The 14,875-nt window shown below is 64.5% G+C and carries 11 protein-coding genes; 7 read left to right on the top strand and 4 right to left on the bottom strand.

From position 1 onward, the window contains the following. Nucleotides 1-366 precede the first annotated feature (366 nt). From metK to KUV74_RS08825, 6 genes are all read left to right on the top strand, one after another. Nucleotides 367-1,587, top strand: coding sequence for a methionine adenosyltransferase (gene metK, locus KUV74_RS08850; RefSeq protein WP_045992242.1), 1,221 nt, complete (start codon nt 367-369; stop codon nt 1,585-1,587). A 902-nt stretch (nt 1,588-2,489) separates the two neighbouring features. Next, nucleotides 2,490-2,957 (top strand): hypothetical protein, encoded by a 468-nt coding sequence (locus tag KUV74_RS08845; RefSeq protein ID WP_222516155.1) that lies wholly within the window; start codon nt 2,490-2,492, stop codon nt 2,955-2,957. A gap of 275 nt (nt 2,958-3,232) precedes the next feature. After that, the gene (ligB, locus tag KUV74_RS08840) at nt 3,233-5,287 is read left to right on the top strand and encodes an NAD-dependent DNA ligase LigB (protein ID WP_222516154.1); all 2,055 of its coding nucleotides are present in this window, start codon (nt 3,233-3,235) and stop codon (nt 5,285-5,287) included. A 39-nt stretch (nt 5,288-5,326) separates the two neighbouring features. Next, nucleotides 5,327-6,754 carry an adenosylhomocysteinase gene (ahcY, locus tag KUV74_RS08835; RefSeq protein WP_222516153.1) on the top strand — a complete coding sequence of 476 codons (1,428 nt, stop codon included), beginning with the start codon at nt 5,327-5,329 and terminating at the stop codon, nt 6,752-6,754. Between the two features lie 269 nt (nt 6,755-7,023). After that, nucleotides 7,024-7,827: a UDP-2,3-diacylglucosamine diphosphatase gene (locus KUV74_RS08830; RefSeq protein ID WP_045992239.1), complete on the top strand. Its 804-nt coding sequence runs from the start codon at nt 7,024-7,026 to the stop codon at nt 7,825-7,827. A 274-nt stretch (nt 7,828-8,101) separates the two neighbouring features. Continuing rightward, on the top strand, nt 8,102-8,755 hold the full coding sequence (locus tag KUV74_RS08825) for a glutathione S-transferase family protein (RefSeq protein ID WP_222516152.1): 654 nt from the start codon (nt 8,102-8,104) through the stop codon (nt 8,753-8,755). 35 nt (nt 8,756-8,790) lie between these two features. On the opposite strand, the gene KUV74_RS08820 is transcribed toward KUV74_RS08825, so the two are convergent. Further along, nucleotides 8,791-9,720 (bottom strand): AEC family transporter, encoded by a 930-nt coding sequence (locus KUV74_RS08820; protein WP_108131759.1) that lies wholly within the window; start codon nt 9,718-9,720, stop codon nt 8,791-8,793. Between the two features lie 248 nt (nt 9,721-9,968). On the opposite strand from KUV74_RS08820, the gene metF reads away from it, so the two are divergent. After that, nucleotides 9,969-10,817 (top strand): methylenetetrahydrofolate reductase [NAD(P)H], encoded by an 849-nt coding sequence (gene metF, locus KUV74_RS08815; RefSeq protein ID WP_222516151.1) that lies wholly within the window; start codon nt 9,969-9,971, stop codon nt 10,815-10,817. 250 nt (nt 10,818-11,067) lie between these two features. On the opposite strand, the gene KUV74_RS08810 is transcribed toward metF, so the two are convergent. From KUV74_RS08810 to KUV74_RS08800, 3 genes are all read right to left on the bottom strand, one after another. After that, nucleotides 11,068-13,254 carry a TRAP transporter permease gene (locus KUV74_RS08810; RefSeq protein ID WP_124805095.1) on the bottom strand — a complete coding sequence of 729 codons (2,187 nt, stop codon included), beginning with the start codon at nt 13,252-13,254 and terminating at the stop codon, nt 11,068-11,070. 73 nt (nt 13,255-13,327) lie between these two features. Beyond that, complete coding sequence (locus KUV74_RS08805) at nt 13,328-14,320, bottom strand: TAXI family TRAP transporter solute-binding subunit (RefSeq protein ID WP_045992233.1); 993 nt, start codon at nt 14,318-14,320, stop codon at nt 13,328-13,330. A gap of 277 nt (nt 14,321-14,597) precedes the next feature. After that, a complete protein-coding gene (locus tag KUV74_RS08800) occupies nt 14,598-14,846 on the bottom strand; it encodes a YheV family putative zinc ribbon protein (protein ID WP_045992232.1) in 249 nt (82 codons plus the stop codon). Nucleotides 14,847-14,875 lie beyond the last annotated feature (29 nt).

Below are 14,875 nucleotides of genomic sequence, written 5' to 3'. Positions count from 1 at the left end.
GCTCCTCGCCTGGGGCAAAGTGGCAATCTGACGTTGGCCTGCCCGGTGGGGGCGGCGCAGCGGCGTCAAGGATAGGCGCCGCCTGTCGTGCCTGTGGACAACGAGGGCGGGAGGGGCGGCGCGGATCGATCGGGGACATATTGTCGCCGGAAATGACAGATCCATCAAATGCCGGGGACTTGATCCATGCCTGGCAGGGTCTGCCATGGCCCGGCCTGTCGCTAGGAACCGGACGGTCGAGCGTGTAGAATTTCGTCCCGCCAGGTCCACGCGGAATCTGCATAGTGCGATCGTCGATCACGGTCGCTCCCGTTTCCATCTTGCCAGGCCCGCCTGCCGATTATCCTACAGAGGGTCGAGGACGCCATGAGCGAATACTCCCTGTTTACCTCCGAGTCCGTGTCCGAAGGACACCCGGACAAGATTGCCGATCAGATTTCCGATGCCGTGCTCGATGCCCTGATCGCGCGGGACAAGAATGCCCGTGTGGCCTGCGAGACCCTGGTCAAGACCGGTGTCGCCATCGTGGCCGGCGAGATCACCACCTCCGCCTGGGTGGATCTCGAGGAGCTGGTGCGCAAGGTGATCATGGATATCGGCTATACCTCCTCCGACGTCGGTTTCGACGGCGAGACCTGCGGGGTGCTCAACCTGATCGGCAAGCAAAGCGTCGAAATCGCCCAGGGCGTCGATCGCGAAAAGCCCGAGGATCAGGGCGCCGGTGATCAGGGCCTGATGTTCGGCTATGCCACCAACGAAACCGACTCTTACATGCCGGCGCCGATCCACTACAGCCATCGGCTGGTGGAGCGCCAGGCCGAGCTGCGTAAGCGTGGCCTGCTGCCCTGGCTGCGTCCCGATGCCAAGAGCCAGCTGACCTTCCGTTACGACGATGCCGGCAAGCCCTGCGCGGTCGATGCCGTGGTGCTGTCCACCCAGCATGATCCGGACATCGACCAGGAGCAGCTGCGCCAGATGGTCCAGCGCGAGATCATCGAGCAGGTACTGCCGGCGGAGTGGCTGTCCGACAGCACGCGTTATCACATCAACCCGACCGGCAAGTTCGTCATCGGCGGCCCGGTGGGTGACTGTGGCCTGACCGGGCGCAAGATCATCGTCGACACCTACGGCGGCATGGCGCGACATGGTGGTGGCGCCTTCTCCGGCAAGGACCCGTCCAAGGTCGACCGCAGCGCCGCCTACGCCGGCCGCTACGTGGCCAAGAACGTGGTAGCGGCGGGACTGGCCGAGCGTTGCGAGATCCAGGTGTCCTACGCCATCGGTGTCGCCGAGCCGACCTCGGTGTCGATCAACACCTTCGGCACCGGTCGTATCGATGACGAACGTATCGTCGAGCTGGTGCGCGATCACTTCGACCTGCGCCCCAATGCCATTACTCGCATGCTGGATCTGCTGCATCCCATGTATCAGCTGACCGCAGCCTACGGTCACTTTGGCCGTGAGCCCTTCGAGACCAGCTATAGCTGGACCGATACCGAAGGCGAGATCCACACCGAGACTTTTACCGCCTTCCCGTGGGAGAAGGTCGACCGGGCCGACGCTCTGCGCGCCGCCGCCGGTATCTGAGCCCTCATCCGGCAGTATCGGCACGGTGTCCGCGCCTGCCGACATGACAAGGCCCGCCTGGTTCGCCAGGCGGGCCTTGTCGCATTGTGGCGGCGGGGGGGCCGCGAATGTGCGAAGAGACGTTGGCAGAGCGGTCGCAAGTCTTCTGGTGACCTGGTGGTAATTGTGCGTCTTTGCCTACCTCTTTGTCGCCGGGTTATGCGTCAAACGGCGACATCATCTCATTCCTTTTCATATCCGCGCATGCGGGCGGAGAAGCCTTTGGCTCACGGCTAATATTAGATGGAGACAGGATGCAGATGCCGCTTAGTCGGCAGCGCGGTATCGCATCAGCGCGTCATCATCTGTCAGGCAGCCAGTGATGGTCGTTGGTTCTCGGTAGTCAAAGGTTCGATGTGTCGTTGTCCATCGCCAGATCGTTGTCGAGAAACCACTGTCGAGAAACCGCTGTTCGAGAAACCATCGGCGGCCAAGTGGCCTGCACGGGAAAGTGACGCCCACGTCGCCGGAAAAACGGTTAGAAAGCGGTTGGAAGGCGGCCAGAACGTGAGAATGATTAGCGATAAAAAACGCCGGCGAGCCGCCTGAAAGATGTCAGGAAAGAGGCGCTTTCGGCGACAGGCATATATGGCCTGTGTGAGTTGGACGTCGGTATATATCCATGTCCTTGGCATTAGGGGCGCTGGACAGAAGGCGGTTCGTGGAAGCACATGTCTTGGCCACGATTGAAGTGTGGCCGGCACGATGGTGTGGTCGGCACGATGGAAAGAGGCCATAGCGCCCGTGACAGGAATACTGGCTGGTGCCCCGGGCGGCACGAAGAAGAGCCGATGTGCGGGTGAGACAGGATCAGGGACATGAGCGCTGCGCCAAGACGGTAGCAACGACAGGGGGATCAGAAGATGGGCGAAGCAAGGCACCACTATCACTTCTATCAGCGCCATCATCAGGGGCACTTTCAGCGTCTTCACGCGGACCCGCCCTGCTCGCGAACCAGGCTGGCGTCACAGCAGGAACTCTGGCGCAAGGAGTCGCCGTCGCGCAAGGGGGCTGGCGATGACGGGACCACTGAGGCTGGAGGGCGATACTCCCATGACGTGGTATCGCCGGAAGGTGACGATGATTATCTCCAGTATCGTGAGCTATTCATGACCAAGCTGGCGCTGGAGGCTACCGCCGCACTGGCAACGTTTCTGGTGACTGCCGCCGCCATCATGATGATTCTGCTTCAGCACCAGGGACTCTTGACCGCCGTCATCGTCATTGCACTGAGCGTGCCCGCCTTTGTGCTGTCGACGCAGCGCCTTTCGTGCCTGGGGCATGATGCAACGATGTTCGAGAGCGAACCCTTGGGAGATATTCGATTATGAGCATCGGTCAACAGGTGCTGCTCGGCGTCGCCATCACCTCGCCGTTGCTGGTGCTGACATGGTGGTCGGTACGACGTACCGATCGCCATCTGAGAAAGCGTCGCCAGTAGCACCTCAGCATACGGGCTCTCCGTACAGCCGCGCCGTTCAGGTATGCCGTCTGATCACGCCGTTCGAACGTGCCGATCGGTCGAGGCGTTCGGCCGAGGCGTTCGGCCGTCATGTCAGGTCGTGGTCTGCGATGGTGACCTTCGGTCGTGACCAAGGAGGGCCAGATGGCCGGGCGTCTCGTCTCTTGTCAGAGTTTCGTATCTCGTCAGAAAAGCACCACCCTCTCGTCTCTCCATTCCTCAGCCAGCTGGCGATGCCTGCTGTTCGTGGTGTCGCTGGTCCTGCCGTCGTGGGCCAACGCCAGCTGTCCTGACTGGACGGCGAGCACGGCGTCCAGTCGCATCACCGAGTTGACCAGCCACCTGCGGCAGTGGGAGCAGGCCTACCGAAAGGACGGCAGCTCGCCGGTCAGCGATGATGTGTTCGACCAGACCGAACGTCGGTGGCGCGAACTCCAGCGCTGTTTTCCCGAGCTCGAGGTGGCGGACTTCAAGGATAGGGCTTCCGCGCCGACAGCGGATAGTGCCATCCCCTGGCAGCGCCATCCTGTGGCGCATACTGGGCTGCGCAAGGCGCAGGACGCTGCCGAGGTGCAGCGTTGGCTGGTGACTGAAGGTCCAGGCTCGCCGCCTGCGGCACCGGCCGACCGCGCTACCGATGTCTGGATTCAGCCCAAGGTAGATGGCGTGGCGGTCAGCCTTGTCTATCACGAAGGCCGCCTGGCGGGCGTGTACAGTCGTGGGGACGGGCGGACCGGCCAGGACTGGACACGCCATGCCGCGGTCATCCCGTCGATTCCCCAGCGCCTGGCAGGTGATTGGCAGTCGCTTGCCGACGGCGATGGTCTGGTGTTTCAGGGGGAGCTGTATGAGCGCCTTGAAGATCATGTCCAGCAGCGGGATGGCGGGGCAGGGGCACGCTCCCATGTGGCCGGCTGGCTTGCCCGCGATGAGTTGTCCCCTGCGCTGGGCCAGCGTATCGGTCTGTTCGTCTGGTCCTGGCCGATGGGGCCGCGGGCGCTCGAGGAGCGACTGTCAGGGCTCGAGCGCCTGGGCCTGGGTCAAATATCGCGATACACCCACCCTGTTGAATCCCAGGAGGACGCCGCCGCCTGGCGCGAGCGCTGGTATCGCTCGCCGCTGCCCTTCGCCACCGATGGCGTGGTACTACGGCGTGGGCGCAGGCCCGACGGTGTGACCTGGCAGGCCGAGCCGCCGCACTGGGCACTGGCCTGGAAGTATCCACCGCGAGAGGCCCTGGCGGAGGTAGCCGACATAGCGTTCCGCATTGGTCGCAGCGGTCGCATCACCCCGGTGGCCCGGCTTGTGCCGGTGGAGGTGGATGGACGCAGGCTGAGCCAGGTCAGCCTGGGGAGCCTGTCACGCTGGCGTGAGTGGGATCTGCGGCCCGGCGATCAGGTGATCATCGAGTTGGCCGGGCTGATCATCCCTCAGCTTAAGGGGGTGGCCTGGCGCGCAGCCGAGAGGCTTGACCTCGAGGTTCCCGCGGAATCGGACTTTCACCTGCTGAGTTGCTGGCACCCGACCCCGGGCTGCCGGCAGCAGTTTCTGGCTCGCCTGGCCTGGCTCAGTGATTCATCGGCGCTGGATCTCGACGGCGTCGGGGAAGGCACCTGGAAGGCGCTGGTGGACGCTGGCCTGGTGGCGGGGTTGCTGGACTGGCGGGAACTGTCGCCAGAGCGACTGGCCCAGGCAAGCGGCATCGGCAAGGTCACCGCAGAGCGTCTTGGTGTTGCCTTCTCCGAGACCAGCCATCGCGGCTTCCCGCGGTGGCTAAGCGCCCTGGGAGCGCCCTCGGCCGGGGGTATCTCCGAGCACGACTCCTGGCGCACGCTGTCTGCGTTGGACGCAGCCGGCTGGCGCCACCGCCCCGGCGTCGGTGATGTCGGCGCCAGGCGCTGGCGCGCGTTTCTATCGCATCCCGAGGTCGACGCCCTGGCGCGGCAACTGGCCGACGCCGGTATTGCTGGCTTCGTCGGGGCCTTCGACGATGACGCGACACGTTCGATTGCCACGCCGGGCTCAGCTAGCCCTTCGCATGGCCATTCGCATAGCCCTTCGCATAGCCCTTCGAACCGCTCTCCAGCTAGTCTCTCACACCGCGCACCAGCTTCCCCCTCAGCGACTCGACTGAAAAGTGATGCTGGCGCCCGGCTAGAGATCTGCGCAGCGCCCTGGTTGGCGAGTCCGCCATGGTGACTCCTATAGTGAAGGCTGGATAACCAGCAGGAGGCGAGCATGACTCCGACCGAGGCTTCGCAAAGGGCGCAGTGGGCTCAGCGTCAGGGTGACTACCGGGTCGCCGATATCGGCCTGGCCGACTGGGGGCGCCGCGAGATTCGCATCGCCGAAAGCGAGATGCCGGCCTTGATGTCCCTCAGGGCCCGGTACCGTGAGGTCCAGCCGCTGAAGGGCGCACGTATCGCTGGCTGTATCCATATGACGATTCAGACCGCGGTGCTGATCGAGACCCTGGTCGACCTTGGTGCGAGCGTACGCTGGTCGTCCTGCAATATCTTTTCCACCCAGGACCACGCCGCCGCGGCCATCGCCGCAGCAGGCATCCCGGTATTTGCCTGGAAGGGCGAGAGCGAGGACGAGTTCTGGTGGTGTATCGAGCAGACGGTGGATGGCGCCGACGGCTGGACCCCCAATCTGGTGCTGGATGATGGCGGAGACCTGACGCTGCTGTTGCACGAGCGACATCCGGACAAGCTTGACGCCATCCACGGCATCAGTGAAGAGACCACCACCGGTGTCCATCGACTGCTCGAGATGCTCAGGGCAGGCACCTTGAAAGTGCCGGCCATCAACGTCAACGACGCCGTCACCAAGTCGAAGAATGACAACAAGTATGGCTGCCGTCACAGTTTGAATGACGCCATCAAGCGTGGGCTCGATCACCTGCTGGCGGGCAAGCAGGCATTGGTGATGGGCTATGGGGACGTGGGCAAGGGGTCGGCGGCCTCGCTGCGCCAGGAAGGCATGATCGTGCGGGTCGCCGAGATCGACCCGATCTGTGCCATGCAGGCCTGCATGGATGGCTTCGAGGTGGTTTCTCCCTATCGCGGCGGTGTCAATCGTGGCGTCGACAGTCTCGATCTCGAACTGCTCGGCAAGACCGACCTGGTGGTGACCTGCACCGGCAATATCGGCGCCTGTGACGCCGCCATGCTGGGCGCTCTCAAGAATGGCGCGGTGGTCTGCAATATCGGCCACTTCGACAGCGAGATCGATACCGCCTTCATGCGCAAGCAATGGCTCTGGGAGGAGGTCAAGCCCCAGGTGCACAAGATCTACCGCGACGCCGGGCCGGGGCAGACGTACGATCCCGACAGCCGCAATGTGATCTACCTGCTGGCCGAGGGGCGTCTGGTCAACCTGGGCAACGCCACCGGCCACCCCTCGCGGGTGATGGATGGCTCCTTCGCCAATCAGGTGCTGGCGCAGATGCATCTGTATGCCCGGCGTTTTGCCGAGCTGGGCCCCGACGAGCGCGACGGCATGATCGATGTCACGGTGCTGCCACGCCATCTCGACGAGGAGGTGGCACGCTACATGGTGGAGGGCTTTGGCGGCGTGATCACCCAGCTGACCGAGGCCCAGTCGGAGTACGTCGGAGTGCCGGTGGAGGGGCCATACAAGCCAGACCACTATCGTTACTGAGGCTTGGCCTATCAAGAGTGCCTGCGCTCGACCACGTTGACGCACCAGGTTCACTCCAGGCCCAGGCTTTCCGGAAAGAGGGCTGTGCCTGCCCTGCGTGCCTTGGTCAGGGCGGTGCAGGGTGGGGAATCAGGGCTGGGTAGTCAGCCTGGGGCGAGCGCGGGGAATAGCGGGGCAGGGGACGGCACCGGTCATCGTTTCGTCATGGTCGCGCCACGGCAGTGTCACCGGGACAGGACAGGCTGGGTGGGCGTCACAGGAGACTGCCCATGGCCACATCACTGACCGCTCGTACCCTGTTCATTTCCGATCTTCACCTCGGCACCCGGGATTGCCAGGCCGCCTTGCTGTCGCGGCTGCTGCGCCGCGTGCGCCCGGAGCGCCTGTATCTGGTAGGGGATGTGATCGACCTTATCGCCATGCACCGTCGGGCGTCGCTGCCGGCGGAGCAGCAGCGTCTGGTGGGGCGACTGTTGCGCCTGGCCAAGGGCGGATGCGAGATCATCTACATCCCCGGCAACCACGACGCTGCCTTGCGTCAGCTGTGTGGCATCCGTATGCACAGGGTGCGCATCGAGCGCCGGGCGATCCACGAGACCGCCGATGGTCGACGTCTGCTGGTCAGCCACGGCGACGAGTTCGATACCCATGTGCGCCTGGCCCCCTGGCTGATGGCGCTGGGTGATGGCATGCATCAGTTTGTGCTGTCGCTCAATCGCTGGTGCAACAAGGCGCGCAGCCTGCTGGGCCTGCCCTACTGGTCGCTGGCGGCGGCGGTCAAGGGGCGCATCGGCGCGGCCCAGCGCTATGTCGAACAGTTCGAGCAGGCGGCCATCCACCAGGCGGCCCGGGAAGGACTCGATGGCTACGTCGGCGGGCATATCCACAAGGCCGGATTTCGTGCCCAGGACGGCGTGCTCTACTGCAACGACGGTGACTGGGTGGAGCATTGCACGGCGCTGATCGAGCGCCCCGACGGCAGCCTGGCGCTGATCGACTGGGAAGGGCAGGTGATCGAGGCCGAGCCTTCGATGCCCCGCGCCTGCCCCGAGGGCGCCCTGGCGGGGGCCTGAGGAGCGCTTTCGAGCCTTCCTTCACCACTTCGATTTGTCTAACGGGCGGGGCGCTGGCCTTCGCCAGCGTTCTGCTGGCCACCCGCAATTTCTTCTTCAGCCGCGGGTCATTGACCGTGCCTGCCATGTGGCGTCGTCTGCGGCGTAAAAATAAGTTGTTGAACTCATGCTGCCAGCGGCCATGCTGCAAGACGAGCGAGCACGACTCGCGCACACGTCGGCGTATATATCGGCAAGGGCCGGCGGTTTATCGTCTGGTAACCAGGAGGTTGGCATGGCAAGCGTACATATCGTGGGTCCCGCGTTCTCGAACTTCGTGCGCAGCGTGATGCTGGTGTGTCATGAGAAGGGCATTGAGCACAGTGTCGGGATGGAGGTCGAAGGACGTCGGGTCGAGCTGCATTCACCGGAGTTCAAGGCGCTCAATCCCTTCGACAAGATTCCCGTGCTGATTCACGGCGAACGGCGCCTGTACGAGAGCGTTGCCATCTGCCGCTACCTGGAGAGCGCCTTCGATGGGCCCGACCTGCTACCCAGGGGTGACTGGACGCGGGCTCAGGTGGATCAGTGGTGTGCTGCGCTGGCCACCCAGGCCGACCAGGCCATCGTGCGGCGCTACCTGCTGGAACTGGTCTTTCCCAAGGGGCCCAATGGCGAGGTGAGGGAAGACCGGGTTCGCGAGGCGGCCCCGGAGGTGGCACGGATACTGGCCATCCTGGAACACCAGTTGGCGGGGAGAGACTTTCTCGTCGGTGATGGCTTCACCCTGGCCGATGCCCTGGCGGCGCCGATGCTCGACTATCTGGAGGCCACGCCGCCCGCCTCCTCGCTGATGGAGGCGGCGCCAAATGTCCGAGCCTACGTGGAGCGTCTGAGATCGCGGCCTTCCGGCAAGGCGGTATTGGTAGCGCCCGTGTTTCCCCGCTAGTCACTCTCGGCGCTAGCGACTTTCGCCTTTCAGCTTCACTGCACCAGTCCAAGCATCCCGCTCAGGTACAGCGGAATCACCAGCGGCGCGGCCAGGGTGGTGATCAACACCGCCAGGGCGCCCTTCTCGGGCGCGATGCCGAGTTCCATGGCCACTACCACCACGTTGGCGGCCATGGGCACCACCCCGATCAACAGCAGCGCCAACGCCATGTCCTGTGACAGCCCGGTGGTGGCCTTGAGCAACAGGACGGCACCCAGCATCAGCAGTGGCCACAGGGCATAACGCACCGCCACGCAGGCGCCGATAAAGCGCCCATCCAGCGAGCGCACGGAAACACGACCCAGGGTCATGCCGATGATCATCATGCCGAGCAGGGTGTAGGTTGCCGGAAACACCGACATGGCATCGGTCACCGCCGCTGGCACCGTCATGCCGACTCCTTCCACCAGCAGCGCCGCCAGAAAGGCGTAGATCAGCGGCAGCCTGGCGATCTTGAGCAGGCTGTCACGCACCGTAAAGCGGCCGCGGGCGCTTAGATAGAAGCCGACGGTGAACTCGTAAAGGGTGACGCCGAGTGCACAGAACAGGTACAGGGTGACGCCGGAGGGGGGCAGCAACACCAGCGCCACCGGCAGACCAAAGTAGCCGGTGTTGCCGGTACCGGCAGAAAACGCCAGCACCGAGCCTTCCTCATCCCCCAGCCAGCGCTTGCCCAGCCGATTGATGAGCACGGCCACCAGGCTTGCGATCACGAACAGGGCAGCGGTCAGGGCGAGGTAGACCGGCGTCGGACCGCCCAGTACCAGCGCGCGGAAGAAGGTCAGCGGAGCGATCAGGTAGATCAGCAGGGTGGCGATGGGACGAGGGTCGACCTTGAGCCGCCTGGCGGACAGGACGCCGAGGGCGACAAAGGCGAGCAGGGTCCACAGGGGGCCCATCAGCGAGGTCGGGTCGACGGCCATGTTCATCATCCTTGGGTGCCAGGCCCCGTATCATGCCGTCTGGGCGCGCCGGTGTCAGCCCGGGCCGGCTGCCGAGGTCATTTTTTAGAACACATGGTTATGAGTCTCCCCTTTCTTATATGAAGAGAATTGAAGTTTACCCGCGAAACTTTCATTGGTCGGGGTGAGGCCGAGTCGTCACAATGGCACCCATCACCTTTACGGCCGCCGATTTGCGGTAGCCCGACACGCTTCACGAGGACCCCGAGATGAGCGCACAAGAGCACCCGCTGGGCATCAGCTTCGAATTCTTCCCCCCGAATACCGACGCCGGGCGGGAGAAGCTGATGCGCAACCGGGACCTCTTGGCCGAGCGCAACCCGCGGTTCTTTTCCGTCACCTACGGTGCCGGCGGTTCCACCCAGAATCGCACCCTTGCCACCGTCAATGCGGTGCGCGAGTGCGGCATCACCACCGCGCCGCACCTGTCCTGCGTCGGCAGCGAGAAGGCCCAGCTGCGCGAGCTGCTGACCGACTACAAGGCCCAGGGCATCAACAGCCTGGTGGCCCTGCGCGGTGACCTGCCTTCCGGCATGGGCGGCATCGGCGAGCTGCGCTACGCCAATGAGCTGGTGGAGTTCATCCGCGAGGAGACCGGCGATCACTTCGAGATTGCGGTGGCGGCCTACCCGGAGTCTCACCCCCAGGCGGCGAGCTTCGAGTCGGATCTGCAGAACTTTGCCCGCAAGATGAATGCCGGTGCCAATCTGGCGATCACCCAGTACTTCTTCACCGCCGACGCCTACTTCCACTTCGTCGAGCGGGCCCGCCAGCTTGGCGTGGAAGCACCGATCATCCCCGGCATCATGCCAATCACCAACTACTCCAAGCTGGCGCGCTTCTCCGACGCCTGCGGTGCTGAGATCCCGCGCTGGATTCGCAAGCAGCTCGAGGCGTACGGTGATGACAGCGCCGCCATCGCCGACTTCGGCGAAGAGGTGATCTCGCGCCTGGCCCAGCGCCTGCTCGACGGCGGCGCCCCGGGACTGCACTTCTACACCCTCAACCAGGCCGAGCCGACGCTGAAGATCGTCGACAACATCACCGGCCGCTCATGACACCAACAACAACGCTGGACGGGTCGCGCTAGCCAGTCGCGACCACAACAACAAGAACGTCGGCCCCGCCCTGTGCGGGGCCGACGTCGTTCTGGGGGAGGGTAGAGAAACGAAGAAGCCTGGCGGTTGGGCGCAGGCTAACGGCGGGCGGCCGTCGTCATGAGGGGAGTCCCAGGCACGAAAAAGCCCCGCCATGGGGCGGGGCCAGAGGGCGGGGCTCAAGGTGCGGGGTTATAAAGGGGGGCAGGGTTCAGCCTGCGGTGGCGCTGCGGGTGCCGCCGCCGCTGGCGCGCTGCATCACGAACAGGCCGATGGCGATGGCCAGCCCCGCCAGGTCGGTGACGATGCCGCCGTAGATCAGGCACAGGGCGCCGATCAGCATCACCAGCCGCTGCCAGGCCTTCACCGGTCCGAAGAACCAGGCCTGGACGGTGGCCGCAAGCAGCACGATGCCGATGGTGGCGGTGGTGCCGACCCGCAGGATCTGGGGCCAGTCGCCTTCCATCAGCATGGCCGGGCTGTAGAAGAACATGAACGGCACGATGAAGGCTGCCAGACCGATCTTGAACGAGGCCACCGAGGTGCCCATGGCGTTGTCGCCGGAGATACCCGCCGCCGCGTAGGAGGCCAGCGCCACCGGCGGGGTGATTGCCGAGACCACCGCGAAGTAGAACACGAAGAAGTGCGCCACCAGCGGCTGGATGCCGATGTCGATCAGGCCTGGGGCGACCACCGAGGCGGCTACCGCGTAGGCGGCGGTGGTGGGCATGCCCATGCCCAAGAGGATCGAGATGCACATGGCGAAGAACAGCGCCAGCAGCTGGCTGACACCGGCCAGGCCCAGCAGCAGCGACGAGAAGCGCGCGCCGACGCCGGTCAGGGCGATGACGCCGACGATCAGGCCGGCACAGGCACATACCGCGATGATCTGGATCGACATGGTGCCAGCCAGGCTGAGGGCCCGCAGGATGGAGCGAATGCCCATCTTGTGGGGTGACAGCCAGCTCACCACAGCGGCGGAGGCGGTCGCCAGCGTGCCGGCGCGAATCACCGAGTAGCCCATGAACAGTGCTGTGATCAGGATGATGATCGGGGCGAACAGGTAGACCTGCTTGATCAGCTTGGAGAACTGCGGAATCTCTTCCTTGCGCATGCCGCGCATGCCCTTGCGGGCCGCCTCGAAGTCGACCATGAAGTAGACAGAGGCGAAGTACAGGATCGCCGGGATCAGCGCGGCCACCGCGATCTCGGTATAAGGAATACCGGTGATCTCGGCCATGATGAAGGCGCCGGCACCCATGATCGGCGGCATGATCTGGCCACCGGTGGAGGCGGCCGCCTCGATGGCGCCTGCGCTTCTGGCCGGATAGCCGACCTTCTTCATCAGCGGGATGGTGAGCGAGCCGGTGGACACTACGTTACCTGCGCTGGTGCCGTTGATCATGCCCATAAGGCCGGAGGCGAAGATCGAGACCTTGGCGGGGCCGCCACGGGCGCGACCGGCGCCGGCGAAGGCGAAGTTGACGAAGTAGTCACCGACCTTGGAGGCCTGCAGGAAGGCCGCGAAGATGATGAACAGGATGATATAGGTGGAGGACACCGCCGTGGTCGGGCCGAGGATGCCGGCGTCGGTGTAGACCTGGCTGAAGAAGCGCCCCAGCGACAGTCCCGGGTAGCCGAGGAAGCCTGGCAGCCAGGGGCCCATGAAGACGTAGGCCAGGAAGATGGCGGAGATCACCACCAGCGCCAGACCGGCGACGCGGCGGGTCAACTCGAGGATCAGCAGCGAGCCGGAGATGGCGGCCCAGCTGATGCCCATGGGCGCGAAGGAGGTGCCGGTGGAGGCGCGCAGCGGACTGTTGAAAACCACCAGCAGGTAGCCGGCCACGGCGGCGGCGCATACCATCAACACGACGTCGGCCAACAGCAACTGGTGGCGGGCCTGACGGGGAAACCAGGAAAGCGCAATGGCACCGACGGTGGCCAGGATCAGCGGCGCGCCGTAGTGCCAGTTTTCGATGGCCGGCTCGATGCGCATGGCGCCGCCGGCCATGGTCTGCTGCATCAGCACCACCTGGATCAGGGCGTAGCCTGCGGGCAGCAGCAACGCCAGGGCGATCACGCTGGCCCAGCGCGGCGCACCGTCCTGGCCGTCCTCGACGAAGCGCGAGCCGGTGTAGAGGCCGAAGCCGAGGATCAGCGCGCCGGCGATATGGATGATGCGAAACGACCAGGTCTCGATGGGGTAGATATTGAGCGAGACCAGGTGAAAGACGGTGTAGGCCACGGCGAGTACGCCGAACAGCCACCACTTGCCGCCCTGGAAGACACGGCGATTGGGTTCGACGGCTTCGTCGTCGACGCCCGAGGCGACGATGGGTTCGACCGAAGCGTCGGTCGCATCCTCGTCGCGGGGAGAATCTGGGGTGTGGGTCATGGAGCGATACCTTGAGAAACGGACGACCGGCCGGGTGCCCGCCCGCGGACTGGCCGCGGGCGGGTGATCCTGATTACTGCTTGATCATGGACGGATCGATCTCGTAGCCGTTTTCCTCGTACCAGCGCGCGGCGCCGGGGTGGAACGGCAGCACGGTGTTGTACTGAATGTTCTCGGGAATGGTGGTCGCGGCACTGCGGTGCACGTCGAGCATCTTGTCGTTGTTTTCCATGGTCAGCTTGGTGACCTCGTAGACGAAGTCCTCGGGCAGGTCACAGCCGGCGATGGCGAAGTTCCACATGGACACCGCACGGGCGTCTTCCTCGAGGGTGGTGTAGGTGCTGGCCGGGATCTGGAAGGCCGAGACCGGGAACTTGTCGAGGACCTGCTGCTGCTCTTCCTCGGTGAATTCGACGATGTTGACGTCGGTCTGCACCTCGAGCTGGCTGACCGCGGGGATCGGAATGCCGGCGGCGAAGGCGATCACGTCGAGCAGGCCGTCCTGCAGCTGCCCGCCCAGGTCAGACCAGCCGCCGTTGCGGCGATCGAAGTTGACGCCCAGCTCTTCGAGGATGGCCGGGAAGTAGGTGTCGGAGGTGGAGGCTGCCGGGCCGAAGCCGATACGAGCGCCGTCGGGAATCTCGGAGATCGAGGTGATGCCGCTGTCGGACAGGGCGGTGATGGAGAACGGGGTCTCGTACATCGGGAACATGGCGCAGACGTTGTCCATCTTCACGCCGGGGGCCAGCGGGCTCTTGCCGTTCACCGCGTCGGAGGCGGGACCCATGGTGGTCAGGCCGAAGGCCACGTCGCCGCCGTGCACCAGCGCCAGGTTCTGGGTCGGACCACCGGTGACTTCGCCGCCGCCGGATAGACCGAGCTGGTCGGCGACCAGGTTGGCCCAGCCGGAGCCGTAGACGAAGTAGGTGCCGCCCTGGCTCGCGGTGCCCACGGTGAAGCTTTCGGGCCAGTCTTCACGGTCTGCCTGGGCGGCAGCGGACACCAGCAGGGTGCCGGCGAAGGTGGTGGCGAGGACGCCGGTGAGGAGCCGGGTAGAGGTGCTCATGCAATGTCTCCCAATGCGATGGACGTTGTGGTTATCGTGCTGCGGTCTCAAGCCTAGACGCCAAGACCGAGCCTGACCGGACGTCGGTCAACGCAAGAGGTATCGCAAGGGGTGTGCCCGACCCAAGGATTTATCTGTAAATCAGTTGGTTATAAAAGTCGCTTTAGACATTGGTCGAAAATGTCGACAAGGCCTTTGTCCGAAGTTTCGCACGTTTGCCGAATTAGAGTGTGCGGATATCCGCACACCCTTGGGCGTAAAAGCGTCGCGCGCTGGATCAGTGGCGTTTGCCGGGGTCGAGAATGCGAACCGGCTGGATCTCTTCAGTGGCGGGGGCTTCGGAGTCCTGGTTGACCCGGGTGGCGAGCTCTTCGACCACGTCGTCCTCGATCGGTAGCTGTTCGAAGAAGTCGCAGCTGACGCACTCACGGTAGCGCACGCCGTTCTGCTCCCAGGCGCGGATACGGTCCATGGCGGCGCAGCGGGGGCAGACGACGCCGGCGATAAAGCGTTTCTTGACGGTCATGTCGGTCTCCACAAATGGCAACGCCCCCG

This window comes from Halomonas sp. DP1Y21-3, assembly GCF_019801245.1.
GTDB classification, from domain to species: Bacteria; Pseudomonadota; Gammaproteobacteria; order Pseudomonadales; family Halomonadaceae; genus Halomonas; species Halomonas litopenaei.
This window is presented reverse-complemented; position numbering and strand designations above follow the sequence as displayed.